Origin of the sequence: Kitasatospora sp. NPDC097691 (assembly GCF_040302665.1) — a bacterium.
Taxonomy (GTDB): domain Bacteria; phylum Actinomycetota; class Actinomycetes; order Streptomycetales; family Streptomycetaceae; genus Kitasatospora.
This window is the reverse complement of record NZ_JBEORY010000021.1, coordinates 36,616-56,837: the sequence shown is the minus strand read 5'-3', so window position 1 is coordinate 56,837 and position 20,222 is coordinate 36,616. Positions and strand designations below refer to the sequence as shown.

Genomic DNA, 20,222 nt, shown 5'->3' with positions numbered 1-20,222 from the left:
CCGCCGCCGCGGTCGCCGCGCGGGCCGCTCACCCGGGTGGGGGACAATGGAGAGTCCCGTCCCCCTACCCGAGGTCAGCCGCGCATGACAGCCACGCCCGCACCCACCGCGTCCGACGCCGAGTTCGCGCCGCTCGACATCGGCCCGATCCGGGTGTGGCCGCCCGTCGTGCTGGCGCCGATGGCCGGCATCACCAACGCGCCGTTCCGCACCCTGTGCCGCGAGCAGAGCGGCGGCAAGGGCCTGTACGTCTCGGAGATGATCACCACCCGGGCGCTGGTCGAGCGCAACGCCAAGACCATGCAGCTGATCAAGTTCGACCCGAGCGAGAAGCCGCGCTCGATCCAGCTGTACGGGGTGGACCCGGTGACCGTCGGCAAGGCCGCCCGGATGATCGCGGACGAGGGCCTGGCCGACCACATCGACCTCAACTTCGGCTGCCCCGTCCCCAAGGTGACCCGCAAGGGCGGCGGCTCCGCGCTGCCGTACAAGCGCAACCTGCTGCGCGAGATCCTGCGCGAGGCCGTGGCGAACGCGGGCGACCTGCCGGTGACCATGAAGATGCGCAAGGGCATCGACGACGACCACCTCACCTTTCTGGACGCCGGCCGGATCGGCGCCGAGGAGGGCGTGTCCGCGATCGCGTTGCACGGGCGCACCGCCGCCCAGCACTACGGCGGGACGGCCGACTGGTCGGCGATCGCCCGGCTGCGCGAGTCGGTCCCGGCGCACATCCCGGTGCTGGGCAACGGGGACATCTGGTCGGCGGACGACGCGCTGCGGATGATGCGCGAGACCGGCTGCGACGGCGTCGTGGTGGGCCGCGGCTGCCTGGGCCGTCCGTGGCTGTTCAAGGACCTGGTGTCGATCTTCGAAGGCGACGTCGACTACGCCCGTCCCGACTTCGGCTACGTGGCGCGGGCGATGGTGCGCCACGCCCAGCTGCTCGGCGAGTGGATCGGGGACGAGGCGCGCGGCGTGATCGACTTCCGCAAGCACGTCGCCTGGTACACCAAGGGCTTCTCGGTCGGCTCCGAGCTGCGGGTGCGGCTGGCCAACTCCTCCTCGTTGGCCGAACTGGCCGAAACGCTGTCCGAGGTGGAGCAGTCCCAGGGCTGGCCGGCCGGTGCGGACGGCCCGCGCGGGCGCACCAGTGGCAACAACCGGGTGGTCCTGCCGGACGGCTGGTTGGACGATCCGTACGACTGTGCCCGGCCGGGTGCGGACGCCGAATCGGACACCTCTGGCGGATGATCTGTACGGACTGGCAAAACCGGCCCCTCCGGCCCGATTGCCACTAGGTCCCAGCCCTCTTGTCCATTCTGGACAGGAGGGCTCCTTTTCGGCGTTCGGATGTCACGGAACGGGCACGTTTCTGGACGCTGTGCGACGATCGGCGGAGGCGTTCTACGTTCGACCGGCGAGACGCGCTGGTGACGCTTGCCACACGCCGCAGGGACTGATGCCGGGTCAGTGGACGAAATGGACAGGTCGGCCGTGAATCGCTTCCCGAAGCCGGTCGGCCGGGGATCGGGCGATCCGGGTGCAGGAAATCAAGCCGGGGCAACGCGACGGACCCACGGCCGCTACCCAGCGTCCGGATCGTGTGATCTTCGGGTTTCGTTGCGTTCAAGAGTTGAAGGCTGGCTAGCGTCAGGCGGACGATTTCACCAACAGAGGTGAACGCCTTTATGTGCTTTCGATCTAGCGGGTTACCTCTCGGTACCAGCCTCGGGTGGCCTATTCAGGGCAGAGAAGTGCCTTCGAAATGGGTATGTTCTCCGGCGTCAGGGCAACCGCGTACGAGGAGACCGACCCGTGCCGTCCCAGCAGAAGTTTGTTTACTCCTTCACCGAAGGAAACAAGGACCTCAAGGATCTTCTTGGCGGCAAGGGCGCGAACCTGGCCGAGATGACCAACCTGGGCCTCCCCGTCCCGCCGGGATTCACCATCACCACCGAGGCCTGCAAGGTCTTCCTGGAGACCGGCAGCGAGCCCTCCTCCCTCCACGAGGAGATCAGCGCCCACCTGGACGCCCTCGAGCAGGAGATGGGCAAGAAGCTCGGCCAGGCCGACAACCCCCTCCTGGTCTCGGTGCGCTCCGGCGCGAAGTTCTCCATGCCCGGCATGATGGACACCGTCCTGAACATCGGCCTCTCCGACGCCTCGGTGGTCGGCCTCGTCGCCCAGTCCGGCAACGAGCGCTTCGCCTGGGACTCCTACCGTCGCCTGGTCCAGATGTTCGGCAAGACCGTGCTGGGCGTCGACGGCGAGCTGTTCGAGGAGGCCCTGGACGCGGCCAAGCACGCCAAGGGCACCGTCAACGACCTGGACCTGGACGCTTCCGACCTCCGGGAACTGGTCGAGGTGTTCAAGGGCATCGTCCAGCGCGAGACCGGCCGGGCCTTCCCGCAGGACCCGCGCGAGCAGATGGACCTCGCCGTCCACGCCGTCTTCCACTCCTGGAACGGCGACCGCGCCCGGCTGTACCGCCGCCAGGAGCGCATCCCGAACGACCTCGGCACCGCGGTCAACGTCTGCACCATGGTCTTCGGCAACCTCGGCGAGGACTCCGGCACCGGCGTCGCCTTCACCCGTGACCCCTCCACCGGCGCCCAGGGCGTCTACGGCGACTACCTGTCCAACGCCCAGGGCGAGGACGTCGTCGCCGGCATCCGCAACACGCTGCAGCTGTCCGAGCTGGAGAAGCTCGACAAGAAGTCGTACGACGAGCTGATGGCGATCATGCAGAAGCTCGAGAACCACTACCGCGACCTCTGCGACATCGAGTTCACCATCGAGCGCGGCAAGCTCTGGATGCTGCAGACCCGCGTCGGCAAGCGCACCGCCGCGGCCGCCTTCCGGATCGCCGTCCAGCTGGTCGACCAGGGCCTGATCGACCTGGACGAGGCCCTGATGCGGGTCACCGGCGGCCAGCTGGCCCAGCTGATGTTCCCGCGCTTCGCGCCGACCGGTGAGTCCAAGCAGATCGCCTGGGGCCTCGCGGCCTCGCCGGGTGCCGCGATCGGCAAGGTCGTCTTCGACTCCTACACCGCCGTCAAGTGGTCCCGCTCCGGCGAGAAGGTCATCCTGGTCCGCCGCGAGACCAACCCGGACGACCTGGACGGCATGATCGCCGCCGAGGGCATCCTCACCTCGCGCGGCGGCAAGACCTCGCACGCCGCCGTCGTCGCCCGCGGCATGGGCAAGACCTGTGTCTGCGGCGCCGAGGAGCTGGAGGTCGACACCAAGGCCCGCAAGTTCACCACCGCCGACGGCCTGGTGATCCACGAGGGCGACGTCGTCTCCATCGACGGCGCCACCGGCAAGGTCTACCTCGGCGAGGTACCGGTCCTGCCGTCCCCCGTGGTCGAGTACTTCGAGGGCACCCTGCACGCCGGCGCCGACGTCCAGGGCGGGCTGGTCCAGGCCGTGCACCGGCTGATGTCGCACGCCGACGGCCGCCGCCGGCTGGCCGTGCGCGCCAACGCCGACAACGCCGAGGACGGCGGGCGCGCCCGCCGCTACGGCGCCCAGGGCATCGGCCTGTGCCGCACCGAGCACATGTTCCTCGGCGAGGAGCGCCGCAAGGAGGTCGAGCACCTGATCCTCGCGGACAACGACAAGGACCGCGAGCTCGCCCTCTCCACCCTGCTGCCGATGCAGAAGGGCGACTTCCTGGAGCTCTTCCAGGCGATGGACGGCCTGCCGGTCACCGTCCGCCTGCTCGACCCGCCGCTGCACGAGTTCCTGCCCGACATCACCGAGCTGTCGGTGCGCGTCGCCCTCGCCGAGGCCCGCAAGGACCCGAACGAGAACGACCTGCGCCTGCTCCAGGCGGTGCACAAGCTGCACGAGCAGAACCCGATGCTCGGCCTGCGCGGCGTCCGCCTCGGCCTGGTCATCCCCGGCCTGTTCGGCATGCAGGTCCGGGCCATCGCCGAGGCCGCCGCCGAGCGCAAGCTGGCCGGCGGGGACCCGCGCCCCGAGGTGATGATCCCGCTGGTCGGCACCGTCCAGGAGCTGGAGCTGGTCCGCGACGAGTGCGAGCGGGTGCTCGCCGAGGTCGCCCAGTCCACCGGCGTCCAGCTGGACATCAAGCTCGGCACCATGATCGAGCTGCCGCGCGCCGCGGTGACCGCCGGTCAGATCGCCGAGGCCGCCGAGTTCTTCTCCTTCGGCACCAACGACCTGACCCAGACGGTCTGGGGCTTCTCCCGGGACGACGTGGAGGCCTCGTTCTTCACCGCCTACCTGGAGAAGGGCATCTTCGGGGTCTCCCCGTTCGAGACCATCGACCGCGACGGCGTCGGCTCGCTGGTCAAGCACGCCGTCGAGGCCGGCCGGGCCACCCGCCCCGACCTCAAGCTCGGCGTCTGCGGCGAGCACGGCGGCGACCCGGACTCGGTCCACTTCTTCCACGAGGTGGGGCTGGACTACGTCTCCTGCTCCCCCTTCCGGATCCCGGTGGCGCGCCTGGAGGCAGGCCGCGCCGCCATCGAGTCGGCGGGCAGCGACTCGCGCTGAGGGAGGGAAGGCATCCCCTCCTCACGCGCGGGCACGACTGACCGCTCCCCCTCCCACCGGGAGGGCGTACACCGGAGCTCGGCGCAGGAGAACCGGCGTACGTGAAACGGCCGGGCGGGAACGGACAACGGCGTCCGTTCCCGCCCGGCCGTACGTCCGTGTGGCCTCGGCCACGTGTGCGACACGACGGTCGGCGCGTCGGCGCCTGCCAAGCTGGGGCGCATGACCAGAAGCAAGAGCCCGCTCGTCGTCGTGGCCGTCCTGATCCTGGCGGTCCTCGCCGGGGTCGGCTACCTGCTCGCCGACAAGGGCGGCGGCAGCCACCCCAAGGCCGCCGCGAGCCCCAAGGCGGCCGCCACCGCGGGCCCTTCGACCTCGCAGCCCTCGACGGCCGGGTCCGCGGCCCCCAAGCCCTCGGCCCCCAAGCCGTCCCCGCCGTCCGGCGTCTGGGTCCCCGCCGACCCCGCACTGGCCGACGTCTGCCGCACCAAGCTCCCCAGCCAGGCCCAGGACACCCTCGGCCTGATCGCCAAGGGCGGCCCCTACCCCTACAGCCGCGACGGCATCGTCTTCGAGAACCGCGAGAGCCGCCTCCCCCGGAAGTCCGACGGCTACTACCACGAGTACACCGTCGTCACCCCGGGCTCCGACGACCGCGGCACCCGCCGCGTGGTCACCGGCAACGCCGGCGAGCAGTACTGGTCCGGGGACCACTACGCCACCTTCCAGGAGATCGACCCCCGCTGCTGAGCGGTCGTCCGCACCCCGTCCCGCCTCCTCCGGCTCACCTCGCGCGGCGCCAGGTGATGCGGCCGTGGGGGCCGTGCGGGCCGGTGGTGACCAGGGCGGTCAGTTCGTGGAGCACCGGGGCCGGGTCGCGGCGGAGCTGGACCGGGGTGGTGCGGACGACCGGGAGGCCGGCGGCGGTGAGCCGGTTGGCGCGCGCCAGGCCGCGCTCGTGGTCGGCCGGGCGCAGGTGCCACGCCCGGGAGTCGACCTCCAGCGCCACGCAGGCGTGCGGCCAGTAGGCGTCCGGGACGGCGAGGAAGCGCCCGTCCAGGAACAGCACCGGATTCCACAGCGGTTCGGGCAGACCCGCGTGCGCGAGCAGTTCGCGGGCCTCGCCCTCGACCACCGAGCGCACCCCGGCGGTCAGGTCCTCCACCACCCGGGCCACGTGCGGCAGTCCGAGCGCGCCCGGCCGGGTGAGCAACTGGTCGAGCAGCTCGCCGAGTTCGCAGTGCTGCCGCTGGACGGCCTCGGCGCACAGCGCCCGGAACCGGCGCTGCCCGGTCTCGCCCGGGGCGAGGTCCGCCAGGGCCCGCGCGACGGTGGTGCTCCACAGTCCGTCGTCCCGCTCGAAGCCGCCCGGCATCACGCCGGACGCGCGGTGGATCCGGACGAACTCCCGGTCGCAGACCCGACGTTGACGTGGAATCAGGACGTCGACCGCGCCGACGTCGGCCGGGTGGCCGGCGCTCGGCAGCCCGGCGTCGGCCAGCACCGCGAAGCCGGTCAGCAGTACCTCGCCGACTCGCGGCTCGCGCCCCTTGGGGGTCGCGTAGGCCAGGGCCGCCCGCAGCTTCTGATGAGCCGTCAATCGTCCGCTCTGCAGGCAGATCACCCGGGGCAGCACCTGCTGCCACGGCCCGCCCGGCCGCAGTCGGTGGGCGATGGTGCCGGAGGGCACCCCGAGCCGGCGCAGCTGCGCCCGGGTGGTGATGTGCTGCTGGTCGGCGCCGAGCAGGGCGACCGGGTGGAGCGGGTTCGTGCGGGTCATGCCAGGGTGCTGCCCGCCGGAATCGGAGGTATGCGAAACATCCCTCGTCGGGGGCTTCCCGGCAAACGTGTTGACGAAGCGGCGCCCGACCGGCTGAGCTGAGGCCCATATGACGACCCCACACACCGGCCCCGCGCTCGACGCGCTCGACGGCCTCTCCGTCGGCGACGCCCTCGGCGCCCAGTTCTTCGTCCCCGAAACCGCCCGCGCCCACCTCGCCGCCCGCACCGACCCGCCCGGCCCCTGGCCGTGGACCGACGACACCGAGATGGCCTGCTCGGTGTACGCCGCCCACACCGAGCGCGGCTCGATCGACACCTTCGACCTCACCCACGCCTTCGCCTGCCGCCACGACTTCGACCGCGGCTACGGCCCGGCCGCCAACCGGATGCTGCGGCTGGTCCGGGAGGGCGGCGACGCCCGGCGGCTGGCCGCCGAACTCTTCGACGGCCAGGGCTCGTACGGCAACGGCGCCGCGATGCGGGTCGCGCCGCTCGGGGCGGCGTACTTCGAGGACCTGGACGAGGTCGTCCAGCTGGCCGCCCGTACGGCGGTCGTCACCCACACCCACCCACAGGCGGTGGACGGGGCCATCGCCGTCGCGGTGGCGGCCGCCCTCGCGGTCCGGGCCCGGACCGCGAGCACGACACCGCAGGAGTTCCTGGGTGCGGTCGCCCTGCACACCCCGCTGGGCGCCGTCCACGAGGGACTTCGGGAGGCGATCGACCTGGCCGCCGAAGAAGACCTCCGGGTCGCCGCCCGGGTGCTCGGCAACGGCAGCCGGACGTCCGCCGCCGACACCGTCCCGTACGCCCTGTGGTGCGCGGCCCGGAGGCTGACCGACTACCGCACCGCCGTCCGGGAGGCGATCGCGGCGGGCGGCGACATGGACACCGTCGCCGCCGTCACCGGGGGAGTGGTCGCGGCCCGCACCGGCACCGGCGGCATCCCGGCCGCCTGGCTGGCCGCCCGCGAGCCGCTGCCCGACTGGGCGTTCCCGGAGCCCGGCAGCGTCCCCGGCGGCGAGGGCCGTGAGGGGATGCTGGTGCCGCGGCCCTTCCCCGTCCCCGACGTGGTGTGGACCGACGAGCAGTGGCAGCGCATCCGGACCGGATCCGGTCCGGATACGACGGACCACCGCTGGCGGCTCCACACCCGCGAGGGCACCCTCCGGCTGTGCCGTGCGGACGGCCGGGCCCGCTGGGAGGTCACCGTCGTCCGCGTCCGGAACGGCTGGCGGCCGGTCTCCGCCGTCGCCGAGACGGCCCACCACCGGTTCCCGCAGGACCCGGACGGGAACCCGGACCTCCTCGCCCGGATCCTGCGGAACGCCGCGAGCGGTGAGCGGTCCGCCCTCAGGCCGTGATCATCAGGTGCCCGGCGCCGCTGCCGCCCTGTCTAAGGCACTCCTGGTTGATCGCCGGATCCGGGGCGCTCGGCGACGTGGCGGCGGCGATCCGCAGCTCGATGATGTCCCGGACGGCCGGCCACTCGGCGTCGAGGATCGAGTAGAACGCGGTGGAGCGCACCACCCCGTCCAGCCCGCGCGAGTGGGCCCGGCGCACGCCCTCCGCCGTCGCGCCGAGCCGCTCGATCGCGGCGCGCGAGCGCTGGTTGCGGGCGTCCGCGCGCAGCGAGATCCGCTGCACGCCCCAGGTCTCGAAGGCGTGGCGCAGCATCAGCAGCTTGGCCTCGGTGTTGATGCCGGTGCCCTGGGCGCGCGGCGAGAGCCAGGTGTTGCCGATCTCGGCGGCGTCCGGCACGGCCGTGGCCGGATCGCCGAACGGCACGCCGGGCACCGGCGGCCACACCATCGGGCCCTGCCAGTAGTCCAGTTCCAGGAACCGGGTGGAGCCCACCACCCGGCCGTCGGCGACGTTCACCGTCGCGAACGGCAGCGACCGTCCTGCGGCCTGGTCGGCGAGGGCACGCGCGATGTAGTCGCGGGCCGCTTCCAGGCCGTGCGGGACGGGGGTGAAGGCGTAAGTCGTACGGTCCTCGGCGCCGGCCTCGGCGATGGCCTCGGCGTGGTGCGCGGCGAGTGGCTCCAGCCGCACGGTGCGGCCGGTGAGGATGACAGGTACGGGCACGGAACCTTCGGTCCTTCATCGGTCGGAGGGTGCAGCCCGGGCCGGGGTGCAGCACGGGGTGCGGTGGACGTTTCGCCCCGGCCCGTGACCGTCCGCCGGGTAGCCGTGCACGCCGGAGGATCCGGTCGGGCGGGGCGGGGGCGGCGGCCCGGAACGGGCGGCGCGGGGTGCCGGAACGGACACGGGTCCTCGGACCGGTCCGGCGGGAAGAGCGAGGGGACAGTGTGCGTCCGCGAAATGGCCGAAGAGGGAACGAGAGCGCGAAGGGAAGCAGGCGGCCAGGTGAAGGCAAGATGCGTCGTGGGTGGCTGGCCGAGCACCGGACCGGGACGTGGCCGACGGCGTTACGGACGACGTGACGACGACGCGACGATGCGAGGCAGCGAGAGGACGATACCCGCCAGAAGGCGGTGCGTCACTTCGCGGCGCGCGAATGGCCGCGCGGGCCGCTCGGGCGCGCCCCGGAACGGGCCTCCGCACGCCCGTGACCAGGGACTCTTCCCCCGGGTGCGATCATGGTCCGGACCGGTCGGCCACGGCCCGGGGCGAGTCGTCCGGCGTGGCGGGAATTCCGGCGGCGCCCGGCACGCTGGAGAGGACGAGAAGCCGGTCGGACGACGAGCAGAGAACGGGGTTGGGTGCGCGGTGCGTGACTTCCAGGCGCTGTACGAGCTGGATCAGCAGGGCGTGGCCGCGGTGGCCGCCGCCACCGCGCAGTTGCGCGACACCGGCGCCGGTCTGGTGCTGCTCCAGCACTTCGAGGGCTTCATGGACGCCGGCGAGGCCGGCGGCCAGGTGGTGGCCCACCTGTTGGAGACGGGATCGCCGCAGGTGGTGGCGCGTTTCGACCACGACCGGCTGGTCGACTACCGGGCCCGCCGCCCGGCGATGGTCTTCGACCGCGACCACTGGACGTCCTACGACCCGCCGGAGATCCTGCTCCAGCTCGTCCACGACGCGGCGGGCGCGCCGTTCCTGCTGCTCAGCGGCCCCGAGCCGGACGTCGAGTGGGAGCGCTTCGCGGGCGCCGTCCGCGAGCTGGTGGAGCGCTTCGAGGTCCGCCTCTCGATCGACTTCCACGGCATCCCGATGGGCGTGCCGCACACCCGCCCGGTCGGCCTGACGCCGCACGGCAACCGGCTCGACCTCGCGCCCGGGTACCCGCAGTGGTTCGAACAGGCCCAGGTGCCGGGCAGCGCGCAGGCGCTGCTGGAGTACCGCCTGGCCGAGGCCGGGCACGACGTCCTGGGCTTCGCCGTGCACGTCCCGCACTACGTGGCCCGCTCGGCCTACCCGGCGGCGGCCGTGCTGGTCCTGGAGGCGGTGCAGTCCGCCACCGGGCTGGTGCTGCCCGGCACCCGGCTGCGCGAGCGGGTCGGCGAGGTCTACGCCGACATCGAGGAGCAGCTGACGCAGGGGGACGGCGAGTTGCGCTCGGCGATCCGCGGCATGGAGGGCCAGTACGACGCGGTGGCGGGTGCCGAGGGCCGGGAGAGCCTGCTGGCCGAGCCGGCGGACCTGCCGTCGGCGGACGAACTGGGGCGGCGCTTCGAGCAGTTCCTGGCCGAGCACGAGCGCGGCGCGGAGTAGCCGCAGGGCGCCGCGCGCCGCACGAGCGGAACGCGCGCGCCACGCGCGGAAAGGCCCCGGCGGCGTCCCCGTCGGGGACGCGGATTCCCCTTGGGAGGATTTCGCGGAGGCGGGAGTCATCCTCGGCAGCCGTACGTTGGAGCATGAGGTGCCCGGGGGACGGGCTGCCATGAGGAGCCGACCGTGACTCGTCGTACCCCCGGGGGGATGCCATGCCCAGGACCACACGCCCGACCGTCGCCGTGACGGCCGGGCTGACCGCGCTGCTGCTGGCCGGGTGCACCGGCGGGAGCAGTGCGGACAGCGGGGGGAAGGGCTTCGCGGGCGCCGTGCCCGGCCGTGCGCAGGCCGGTGCGACCCCGTCCGCGACACCCACCCCGCCGCCCAGCGGCCCGTACGTCGCGCTCGGCGACTCGTACACCGCCGGCATGCAGATCCCGCCGCAGACCGGCGAGCCGAGCGGCTGCTTCCGCTCCGGGGTCGACTACCCGTCGCTGGTGGCCAAGGGCCTCGGTGTGGCGTCCGGGCAGTTCCGGGACGTCAGTTGCAGCGGTGCCACCACCGAGGACCTGACCGGGCCGCAGACCACCGGCAACGGCCGCAACCCGGCCCAGCTGGACGCGCTGGACGCGGACACCCGGCTGGTCACCCTCGGGATCGGCGGCAACGACGCCGGCTTCATGGAGGTCGTGCTCGAATGCGCCAAGGACAACCTGGTGGACGCGGTGAAGGGCGTGATCAAGCAGACCCATGCCGCCTCGCCCTGCCGTGACCACTACTCCGCGGCCGACGGCACCGACGAGGTCCAGCGCAAGGTGGACACCGCGGGCGACCGGCTCGGCCGGGCCCTCCAGGACATCAAGCGGCGCTCCCCGCAGGCCCGGGTGTACGTGATCGGGTACCCGACGCTGCTGCCGGCCGACCCGTCGAGCTGCCTGCCGGTGCTCGGCAGGACGGTGGCCCTCCCCGACCTGGGCTTCCTGGTGGAGAAGGAGAAGCAGCTCAACGGGATGCTCAAGAAGCACGCGGAGGACGCCGGCGCGGTGTTCGTGGACACGGCGGGGCCCTCGGCGGGGCACGACATGTGCGCGGGGGAGGGCGAGCGGTGGATCGAGCCGCCGTTCCCGGCCCGCGGCCTGGCGCCGATCCACCCCAACGCCAAGGGGCAGGAGGCGGTGGCCGGCGTCGTCCTGAAGGCCGTCCGGGGCTGACCGCCGCCCGGGGCTGAACCGCCATCGCGGCTGAGCCGGCGCCCCCGGGGCTACCACCGCCCGGGGGCTACCGCTCTCCGGGCGCAGCCCCGGTCGTGGTGAAGACCTCCCACATCGAGCCGACGCTGAGGTACAGCCCGAGGAGCGCGAGCGGCAGGGCGATCAGGAGCAGGCCCGCGCCGGCTCCGAGGACCCGCGGACCCAGCCGGTCGCGCCGCCGGACCAGCCGGGGGTCGTCGGGGTCGTAGCTGATCTGCACGGTGTCCGAGAGGACGTACTCCTCCTTGTCCTCCTCGGTGTGGGTGCGCGTGCGGCCCGTCGCGTCCACGAACTCGTACGTGGCGTAGTGGAGCGTGCTCTCGCCGGAGTCGTCGGTCTCGTGGCCGACGACCCGGGCCACCACGGTGATGCCCCGCCTCAGCAGCACCCAGCCCTTGAGGGTGCGGAGCATCGGGTCCCAGGCGCCGTAGGCCGCCCCGATCGCCAGTGGGCTGAGCAGCCACCGGACGGCCGCGCCCGTCCGGTGCCCGGCGGGGCCGAACGGGATGGCGAGGAGGCCGCAGAGGTAGACGCAGCCGAGGAGGCCCGGCCAGGAGAACAGGAGGAGCCGCAGCCGCCCGGCCGGCGCACGCTCCTCGTGCTCCGTCGTCACCAGGGCCGCGCCGTCCACCGGCCGCGCGGCCCGGTCCGCGACCGGCAGCGCGTCGGACAGGACCCGGGTGAACGCCTCGGCCGCGCGACGGTTGCGGTGGCCTATCGCGAAGACCGTGCCGGGTGCGGTCGCGGAGTGCAGCACCACCTCCACCACGCCCGGCCGGGACTCGACGCGTTCGACGGCCTCGACGGGGATCCGGTGGGTCGTCCCGCCCTGCTCGACGACCACGTGCCGCCGTTCCAGCCGGGCTTGGACGCGGGGGCCGCGCAGGACCAGCTCGGGCATCCGCGCCGGACGCGGGCCGGCCGGTGACGATGAGTCGGACATGGTGGCAGCGTAGTGGCGCGCAAGGGCGTGGGGGCAAGGGTTCACGCTCCCGCCCGCGCCCCTTCGTGCGCGGCACACCCCGCGTGTCGGGGGTGCGGCGTACCGTGAGGGGCATATGGACGACACTGCGTACCGCCTCGCCGACCCGATCCCGTACGACCACTCCGCCGAGGCCCGCTGGGTCCCCGAACCCGACAAGCGCCCGGGCCGGACGGCGTTCCAGCGCGACCGCGCCCGGGTGCTGCACTCGGCGGCGCTGCGCAGGCTGGCCGGTACCACCCAGGTGGTCGCCCCGATGCGCAGCGACTTCCCGCGGACCAGGCTCACCCACTCCCTCGAATGCGCCCAGGTGGGGCGGGAGTTGGGCGCGGCGCTGGGCTGCGACCCGGACCTGGTGGAGGCCGGCTGCCTGGCCCACGACATCGGCCACCCGCCCTTCGGCCACACCGGCGAGGAAGCCCTCGACCAGGCCGCCGAGCAGTGCGGGGGCTTCGAGGGCAACGCCCAGTCGCTGCGCATCCTGACCAGGCTCGAACCCAAGCGCTTCGCCCCCAAGGAGGAGCCGTCGACCAGGCTCGCCCCCTGGCCCGGCCGCAGCGTGGGCCTCAACCTGACCCGCGCCGCGCTCGACGCCGCCACCAAGTACCCGTGGACCAAGGGCGACCACCCCGTCGACCCGGCCTCGCCCAAGTACGGCGTCTACGCGGACGACCTGCCGGTCTTCCGCTGGCTGCGGGCCGGCTCCCCGGCCGGGCGCAAGTGCTTCGAGGCCACCGTGATGGACTGGTCCGACGACGTGGCCTACTCCACCCACGACGTCGAGGACGGCCTCCAGGCCGGCCACATCGACCCGGCCGCGCTGCGTGCCCCGAGCGAGCGCGTCGAGGTCTTCGAGGTCGCCCGGCGCTACGCGTCCGACGCCGAGCCGGAGGAGCTGGCCGCCGCCCTGGACCGGCTGCTCGCCCAGGAGTGGTGGCCCCGCTCGTACGACGGCACCGCGCGCGACCGGGCCGGGCTGAAGGACCTCACCAGCCAGCTGATCGGCCGCTTCTGCCTGGCCGCCGAGCAGGCCACCCGCGCCCGCTACGGCCCCGGCCGGCTCACCCGCTACGCCGCCGAGCTGGTGGTGCCGCGGGACGTCCGGCTGGAGTGCGCGGTGCTCAAGGCGCTCGCCGTCCGCTTCGTCATGCAGCGCGACGAGCAGGCCCAGCTGCGGGCCCGCCAGCGGGTCGTGATCGCCGAGCTGGCGGACGTCCTCACCCGGCGCGCCCCCGAGGGCCTGGACCCGGTGTTCGCCGCGATGTACCGCGAGGCCGAGGACGACCGGGCCGCCCTGCGCACGGTCATCGACCAGATCGCGACCCTGACCGACGCCTCGGCCCTGGCCCTGCACGCCAGGCTCGTCGGCGCCGCCCGGGCGTGAGCGGCGCCGCCCGGGCGTGAGCGGCGCCGCCCGGGCGTGAGCGGCCCCGCCCGGGCGTGAGCGGCCCCGCCCCCGGGCGCAGCCGGAAAGTCCGGCCACCCCAGTAGACTTCCGGGGTGGCCGGGCGGATCAGGGACGAAGACGTACAGGCGGTGCGCAGCGCACTGCCGATCGACGCGGTGGTCGGCGACTACGTACAGCTGACCAATGGTGGCGGCGGCGAGTACAAGGGCGTCTGCCCCTTCCACGACGAGAAGTCCGCCTCCTTCTACGTGAACCCCGCCAAGGGCGTCTTCCACTGCTTCGGCTGCCAGGAGAACGGCGACACCATCGCCTTCCTGATGAAGATCGAGCACTTCACCTTCGCCGAAGCCGTCGAGCGGATGGCCGCCCAGGCCGGCATCACGCTGCGCTACGAGGAGGGCGGCTACAGCCCGCGCCACCAGCAGGGCGAGCGCACCCGCCTGGTCGAGGCGCACAAGGTGGCCGCCGCCTACTACCGGGAGCAGCTGGCCTCGCCGGAGGCGGAGATCGGTCGCCGTTTCCTGGCCGAGCGCGGCTTCGACGAGGACGCGGCCACGACCTTCGGCGTCGGCTACGCGCCGGCCGGCTGGGAGCACCTGGTCCGCTACCTGCGCGGCAAGGGCTTCACCGACAAGGAGATCCTGCTCGGCGGCCTGGCCTCGCAGGGCCAGCGCGGCGGCCTGATCGACCGCTTCCGGGGCCGGCTGGTGTGGCCGATCCGGGACATCGCCGGCGAGGTGGTCGGCTTCGGCGCCCGCCGGCTCCGCGAGGACGACAACGGCCCGAAGTACCTGAACACCCCCGAGACGCCGATCTACAAGAAGTCCCACGTGCTGTACGGCATCGACCTGGCGAAGAAGGAGATCGCCAAGTCGGGCCGCGCGGTGGTGGTCGAGGGCTACACCGACGTGATGGCCTGTCACCTGGCCGGGGTCACCTCGGCGGTGGCCACCTGCGGCACCGCGTTCGCCGAGGACCACATCAAGATCATCCGCCGGCTGCTGATGGACACCTCCCAGTACCGGGGCGAGACGGTCTTCACCTTCGACGGCGACGCGGCGGGCCAGAAGGCCGCGCTGCGGGCCTTCGAGGACGACCAGAAGTTCGCCGCCAAGACCTCCATCGCGGTCAGCCCCGGGGGCATGGACCCGTGCGAGCTGCGCCTGGCCCAGGGCGACGAGGCGGTCAAGCAGCTGATCGACAACCCGGTCCCGCTGTTCGAGTTCGCGCTGAACTCGGTGGTGGCCCGGCACCGGGTGGACACCCCGGAGGGGCGCTCGGCGGCGCTGGAGGAGGCGGCCCCGATCGTCGCCAAGATCAAGGACCGCTCGATCCAGCACGAGTACGCCGTCCGGCTGGCCGGCATGCTCGGCATCCTGGACGAGCCCTTCGTGGTGCGCCGGGTCTCCCAGCTGGCCCGCTGGGACCGCGAGCGCCAGCAGAACCCGCGCGGCGCCGCGCAGCGCCGCCCCGAGCCGGTCCAGCCGCCGCGCCCCGCGCAGTCCGCCTTCCGGCTCAACCCGCGCGACCCGGCCCAGTTCGTCGAGCGCGAGCTGCTCAAGCTGGCCCTGCAGCACCCGGACCTGGTCAGCCCGGCCTTCGACCACTACGGCGAGGACGAGTTCCCGACCCCGCCGTACAGCGCCGTCCGGCAGGCCATCGCCAAGGCGGGCGGTGCGGCGTACGGCGCGACCCTGCCGGACTTCACCAGCGCGGTGCGCGAGGCCTCCCCGGACGACCGGGTGCGCTCGCTGGTCACCGAGCTGACCGTCGAGCCGGTGCGCTCGCGCCGCAAGGTGGACGCGATCTACGCGGGGGAGTTCCTGGTCAAGCTGCGCCTGCTGGCCGTCGACCGCCGGATCGACGAGGTCCGCGGCTACCTCCAGCGGCTCGGCCACCGGGCCGACGCCGAGCAGCTGCACGCGGTGCAGACCGAGCTGTGGCAGCTCCAGCAGTACGGGCAGGCGCTGCGCAGCCGGGGTGCCGCGGCGCTGTAGGACGGTTGCGCAGAAAGTCGGCGCACGAGTATCGGCCACGGAGTGTGGCGTACCGCACACTGGAGGGCGTCCCACCTCCGTACAGCGCGGGTCCGCCAGAGTCGCGCCCGCCCCGAGGGGATGCCCGTGGAGCAAGGCCTCGTCGCAGCGACCACCACCAGTACGAGAGCGAACCCCGCCGGACCGGCCGGGGAGCAGGAGACCGACCACGGCCGGGCCGGGGCGGCACCCCCGGGCGGTGCGCGGGTTCCTGCCCAGGGCCTGCCGGAGGGCCACCCGGACAGTCCGGAAGCGGGGCCCGAGCCCGCCGCCGGCCCCGACGCGGACGCCAGGCCCGAAGCGGACGCCGGACCCGAAGCGGACGCCGGGGGCGATCCCGGGGGAGACCCCGGTGTCGACACGGCGGACGAACGCCGCGAGGCGGCCGAGAACGTGGGACCGGCCGCCGACCTGCTGCGCCAGTACCTGCGCGAGATCGGCCGGATCCGCCTGCTCACCGCCGTCGAGGAGGTCGAGCTGGCCCGCCGGGTCGAGGCCGGCCTGTTCGCCGAGGAGCGGCTGAACGGGCACCCGCCGCCGCCCGACCCGCTGGCCGGCGAGCTGGACACCCTGGTGGTGCGGGGCCGGATCGCCAAGCGCCGCCTGATCGAGGCCAATCTGCGCCTCGTGGTCTCGGTGGCCAAGCGCTACGTCGGCCGCGGGCTGACCCTGCTGGACCTGATCCAGGAGGGCAATCTGGGCCTGATCCGGGCGGTGGAGAAGTTCGACTACGCCCGCGGCTACAAGTTCTCCACGTACGCGACCTGGTGGATCCGCCAGTCGATGAGCCGGGCGCTGGCCGACCAGGCCCGGACGATCCGGGTGCCGGTCCACGTGGTCGAGCTGATCAACCGGGTGGTCCGGGTCCAGCGGGGGCTGCTGCAGGAGCGCGGCCTGGAACCGACGGCGGCCGAGATCGGGGCCGTCCTGGAGCTGACCGAGGAACGGGTGCGGGAACTGCTCCGGCTGGCCCAGGAGCCGATCTCGCTGCACACCCCGGTCGGCGAGGAGGACGACGTCGCGCTCGGCGACCTGATCGAGGACGCCGACGCCGCCTCGCCCGCCGAGTCCGCGACCTTTCTGCTGCTGCGTCAGCACCTCGACGCGGTGCTGGCCACTCTGGGGGAGCGGGAGCGCCAGGTCGTCCAGCTCCGCTACGGGCTGGACGACGGGCGCCCCCGCACGCTGGAGGAGATCGGTGCGGTGTTCGGCGTGACGCGGGAGCGGATCCGCCAGATCGAGTCGAAGACGCTGGTCAAGCTGCGCGACCACGCCTTCGCCGAGCAGCTGCGCGGGTACCTCGACTAGGAGGGCGTCGGCGCGTCGGTCGCGGCTGCCGGAGCCGGGGCCGGTGCCGTCGTCGGGTCCGTCGCGGGGGTGGTGGCCGCTCCCGCTCCGGTGCCCGGCGGCGGCGAGGCGGGGCCGATCGGGATCGGGGTCGAGGCCACCACGGCGGCCAGGTCGAAGACCTCCGAGGTGCAGAGGTCCCCGGCCGGCTGGTGCCCGCAGAGGTGGAAGCCGATCGTCGGGTCCGACGCGTTCAGCATGTTCGAGTAGTTGTCGTACCCGTAGTGGATGAGGGCCTGCTCGCTGTCGCCGGTGCTGTCGATGATCGTGGCGAAGTCGTTCGGCTCGCCCTCGGTGATCGCCGCCCACGCGGCCTGGCACGTCTGGCTGTAACGGAGGTAGATGACCACCTTGCCGATGACGTCGGTGTGCAGGGTCCGCGCGTCCTTGCCGCAGCCGGTGTACTTGGGGTCCTTGTGGTCGCAGCCGATGGCCTGGCAGGTGGGCGTGGCCGGGATGGGCCGGGCCGCGGGGGTGGTCGCGGCCGGGGACGCGGTGGCGACCGGGGAGGTGGTGGCGGCGGTGGGGGGCGGCACGACGGCCGCCCTCTGCTGCCCGTCGTGCCGGACGGCGCGCAGGCCGACCAGCACCAGCAGGGCCGCCAACAGCGCCGCGCCGGCCAGCAGCGTCGCCGGGCGCCGCCACCAGGCGACGGGGGCGGGCTCCGGCGTCTGGCCGGTCACCAGCGCCTCCTCCGGTTCCCCGGCGGACGCCCCCACCGGCGTATCCGACGCCGGACCGGACACCGGCTCCGCGGCCGGGGCGTCCTGAGCCGACGGCTCGGCCGGTTCCCCGGGCGCTGTCACCGCCCGCTCCCAGAGCGCGCGCAGTGCGGACCCGTCGCAGTCCACCGCCGCGATCAGCGCGTCCAGCGCCTGCTCGGTGACGACCCGCTTGCCGTTCAGCCAGCGCTCCCAGGAGGCCCGGCTGTAGTGCGTGCGCGAGGCCAGCTCGGACAGCGAGAGTCCGGCGGCGTCCTTGATGGTCCGGAGCTCTTCGGCCAGCTGTCTGGCGGGCTCGGACAGCTCCTCGGGCAGGTTCTTCCAGGCGGAACCCATGCGGGCCTTCCAAATGTGAGGGGCGGAACGGGGGACGTGGACGGGCGGAACGGGCTCCGGCCCGGGCCGTTCGGGTGTCTCCGCGTCTCCAACCTCATCGGCCTGGCGTCTCAATCCCCTGGTCATGGCGCTGAGACGGACGGAAGTGTCTCACAAGCCCAGGTGACGCTCGAACAACCATGTGGCCGTCGTGCAGAGTTCTCTGGTCGGAGCGGTCGACCGCCCGGCGGGTTCGTCCGGATACCGGACGCTCGCGCGCCGGTCGTCCGGAATCCGTCCCGGTTCCCCCACCGAGCCGGGGCAGCCTCGCGGGGGGAGGCTGCCCCGGCCCGCCCGGGACACCGGCGGGAGGGCGCTTCACTGTGCCCTCCCGCCGTGACGTTCCTGCGGCGTGCCTCAGCGGCGGGAGCCCGGTCGGCCCGCACCCCGAGCTCGTCGAGCGGGGCGGGCCGGCAGCGCAGCTCCGGCAGCACGCGGCCGAGGCCGGCCGACAGCAGGTCGCCGAGGTCGCGGGACAAGCCGTCGCGGCAGACCACCCGGAGCACCGACAGGGCCTCCCGGCGGCTGCGCGGCCCCACCGGCCGGCACCGCGCGGAGCGGTCAGACCGGCCGGCAGTGCGGCGGAGCGGTCAGACCGCCGCCTCCGGGTGGATCTGGTCGCGGGCGGCCCGGTACTGCTGCCGCACCGCCGAGCCGATCGCCAGGTCGTGCTCCCCGTCGGGCTCGACGGTCTCCGCGTCCGGCAGCTCCCACTCCGGCGGCTCCGCGGTGCCCGCCAGCGCCCAGGCGGCCTGCCGGGCGGCCCCGCGGGCGGCGTGCGCGCCCGGCGGCGGCACCACGACCGGGACGCCGAACAGCATCGGGGCGATGTGCCGGACGGCGGGCAGCCGCCCGGCCGTGCCGAGCAGGAACACCCGCTTCACCCCGACGCCCTGGGCGCGCAGCACGTCCAACGCGTCCGCGATGTTGCACAGCATGCCCTCGACGGCGGCCCGGGCCAGGTGCTGAGGGGCCATCGCCTCGGCGCGCAGGCCGGTCAGGGTGCCGGCCGCGTGCGGCAGCGCGGGGGTGCGCTCGCCGTCCAGGTACGGCAGCAGCACCAGCCCGTACGCGCCGGGGGAGGAGTGCAGGGCGAGGTCGCTCAGGCCCTCCAGGTCCCGGCCGAGCAGCGCGGCGGTGGAGAGCAGGACCTGGGCCGCGTTGAGGGTGGCGACCATCGGCAGGTGGCGGCCGCTGGCGTCGGCGAAGGAGGACACCAGGCCGGAGGCGTCCACCACGGCCTCCTCGTGCACCGCGAAGATCGTCCCGGCGCTGCCCAGTGAGACCACCGCGTCGCCCGGGCGCAGGCCCAGACCCAGGGCGGCGGCCATGTTGTCCCCGGTGCCGGCCGAGATCAGCAGGCCCTCGGGGGTGTGCCCGGCGGGCTCGGCGGGGCCGAGGACGTCGGGCAGCCTGAGCCCGTGGCCGAGCGCCAGCTCGACCAGGTCCTGGCGGTACTCGCCGGTGATCGGCGACCAGTAGCCGGTGCCGGAGGCGTCGCCGCGGTCGGTGGTGCGGCGCTTCGGGTGGCCGAGCAGCTGCCAGACCAGCCAGTCGTGCGGCAGCAGCACCTCGGCGACCCGGCGGGCGTTGGCGGGCTCGAACTCGGCGAGCCAGCGCAGCTTGGCGATGGTGTACGTCGGGGCGGGCACGGCGCCGATCGCGGCGGTCCAGCCGGCCGGGCCGCCGAGGGCGTCCAGCAGCTTGGCGGCGGCGCCGCTGGAGCGCGGGTCGTTCCACAGGATCGCGGGTCGGACCTGCACCCCGCCCGCGTCCAGGCCGATCATGCCGTGCTGCTGCGCGCTGACGCCGATCGCCCGGACGCCCTCCAGCAGGCCGCCCGCGGCGGCGTCGCCGAGCGAGTGGAGCCAGACCTGCGGGTCGGCCTCGCCGGGGCGCAGGTCCTGGTCCTCGGGGACGGGGTGGGGTGCCTTGCCGGAACGCAGGACGGCTCCGGTTTCCGTGTCGCACGCGACGATCCGGGTGCGGTTGGTCGAGCTGTCTATCCCCGCGACGATGGCCATGTCGAGATCATGCCTCAGCCCGGCCCGGGACGCGTCCGGGCCGGGTGAGCCGTTGCCCGTTCGGAACCCCTGGTTGGGTCCCGCTTCGCCT

The 20,222-nt window shown here is 73.7% G+C and carries 14 protein-coding genes; 9 read left to right on the top strand and 5 right to left on the bottom strand.

Annotated features, from left to right (window positions below):
• Window positions 1-84: 84 nt before the first annotated feature.
• The 3 genes from dusB (at window position 85) to ABTY56_RS17285 (ending at window position 5,277) form a co-directional block, all read left to right on the top strand.
• Window positions 85-1,254, top strand: coding sequence for a tRNA dihydrouridine synthase DusB (dusB, locus tag ABTY56_RS17295; RefSeq protein ID WP_350629646.1), 1,170 nt, complete (start codon window positions 85-87; stop codon window positions 1,252-1,254).
• A gap of 564 nt (window positions 1,255-1,818) precedes the next feature.
• Window positions 1,819-4,527, top strand: coding sequence for a pyruvate, phosphate dikinase (gene ppdK, locus ABTY56_RS17290; RefSeq protein WP_350629645.1), 2,709 nt, complete (start codon window positions 1,819-1,821; stop codon window positions 4,525-4,527).
• A 222-nt stretch (window positions 4,528-4,749) separates the two neighbouring features.
• On the top strand, window positions 4,750-5,277 hold the full coding sequence (locus tag ABTY56_RS17285) for a ribonuclease (protein ID WP_350629644.1): 528 nt from the start codon (window positions 4,750-4,752) through the stop codon (window positions 5,275-5,277).
• A 34-nt stretch (window positions 5,278-5,311) separates the two neighbouring features.
• Here ABTY56_RS17285 and ABTY56_RS17280 read toward each other — a convergent pair whose 3' ends face one another.
• Complete coding sequence (locus ABTY56_RS17280; protein WP_350629643.1) at window positions 5,312-6,307, bottom strand: putative endonuclease domain-containing protein; 996 nt, start codon at window positions 6,305-6,307, stop codon at window positions 5,312-5,314.
• A 109-nt stretch (window positions 6,308-6,416) separates the two neighbouring features.
• On the opposite strand from ABTY56_RS17280, the gene ABTY56_RS17275 reads away from it, so the two are divergent.
• A complete protein-coding gene (locus tag ABTY56_RS17275) occupies window positions 6,417-7,673 on the top strand; it encodes an ADP-ribosylglycohydrolase family protein (RefSeq protein ID WP_350629642.1) in 1,257 nt (418 codons plus the stop codon).
• On the opposite strand, the gene ABTY56_RS17270 is transcribed toward ABTY56_RS17275, so the two are convergent.
• Window positions 7,663-8,397 carry a GNAT family N-acetyltransferase gene (locus tag ABTY56_RS17270; protein ID WP_350629641.1) on the bottom strand — a complete coding sequence of 245 codons (735 nt, stop codon included), beginning with the start codon at window positions 8,395-8,397 and terminating at the stop codon, window positions 7,663-7,665. The genes ABTY56_RS17275 and ABTY56_RS17270 overlap by 11 nt on opposite strands.
• 645 nt (window positions 8,398-9,042) lie before the next feature.
• Between ABTY56_RS17270 and ABTY56_RS17265 the strand changes: the two genes are divergently transcribed.
• Window positions 9,043-9,987 (top strand): PAC2 family protein, encoded by a 945-nt coding sequence (locus tag ABTY56_RS17265; protein WP_350629640.1) that lies wholly within the window; start codon window positions 9,043-9,045, stop codon window positions 9,985-9,987.
• A 212-nt stretch (window positions 9,988-10,199) separates the two neighbouring features.
• On the top strand, window positions 10,200-11,198 hold the full coding sequence (locus ABTY56_RS17260) for an SGNH/GDSL hydrolase family protein (protein ID WP_350629639.1): 999 nt from the start codon (window positions 10,200-10,202) through the stop codon (window positions 11,196-11,198).
• 67 nt (window positions 11,199-11,265) lie between these two features.
• Here ABTY56_RS17260 and ABTY56_RS17255 read toward each other — a convergent pair whose 3' ends face one another.
• The gene (locus tag ABTY56_RS17255; RefSeq protein ID WP_350629638.1) at window positions 11,266-12,180 is read right to left on the bottom strand and encodes a DUF3592 domain-containing protein; all 915 of its coding nucleotides are present in this window, start codon (window positions 12,178-12,180) and stop codon (window positions 11,266-11,268) included.
• 115 nt (window positions 12,181-12,295) lie between these two features.
• Here ABTY56_RS17255 and ABTY56_RS17250 point away from each other — a divergent pair, with 115 nt between their 5' ends.
• The 3 genes from ABTY56_RS17250 to ABTY56_RS17240 all read left to right on the top strand — a co-directional run bounded on the left by ABTY56_RS17250 (window position 12,296) and on the right by ABTY56_RS17240 (window position 16,971).
• Entirely contained in the window at window positions 12,296-13,603 is a 1,308-nt protein-coding gene (locus ABTY56_RS17250; protein WP_350629637.1) for a deoxyguanosinetriphosphate triphosphohydrolase, read from the top strand.
• Window positions 13,604-13,719: 116 nt separating this feature from the next.
• Window positions 13,720-15,624, top strand: a complete 1,905-nt coding sequence (gene dnaG / locus ABTY56_RS17245) for a DNA primase (protein WP_350629636.1) — start codon at window positions 13,720-13,722, stop codon at window positions 15,622-15,624.
• A gap of 120 nt (window positions 15,625-15,744) precedes the next feature.
• Window positions 15,745-16,971, top strand: a complete 1,227-nt coding sequence (locus ABTY56_RS17240; RefSeq protein WP_502893140.1) for an RNA polymerase sigma factor — start codon at window positions 15,745-15,747, stop codon at window positions 16,969-16,971.
• Here ABTY56_RS17240 and ABTY56_RS17235 read toward each other — a convergent pair.
• Both ABTY56_RS17235 and ABTY56_RS17230 read right to left on the bottom strand, forming a co-directional pair.
• Window positions 16,968-18,068, bottom strand: a complete 1,101-nt coding sequence (locus ABTY56_RS17235) for a helix-turn-helix domain-containing protein (RefSeq protein WP_350629635.1) — start codon at window positions 18,066-18,068, stop codon at window positions 16,968-16,970. The genes ABTY56_RS17240 and ABTY56_RS17235 overlap by 4 nt on opposite strands.
• 629 nt (window positions 18,069-18,697) lie before the next feature.
• A complete protein-coding gene (locus ABTY56_RS17230; RefSeq protein ID WP_350629634.1) occupies window positions 18,698-20,131 on the bottom strand; it encodes an FGGY family carbohydrate kinase in 1,434 nt (477 codons plus the stop codon).
• Between the last annotated feature and the right edge of the window lie 91 nt (window positions 20,132-20,222).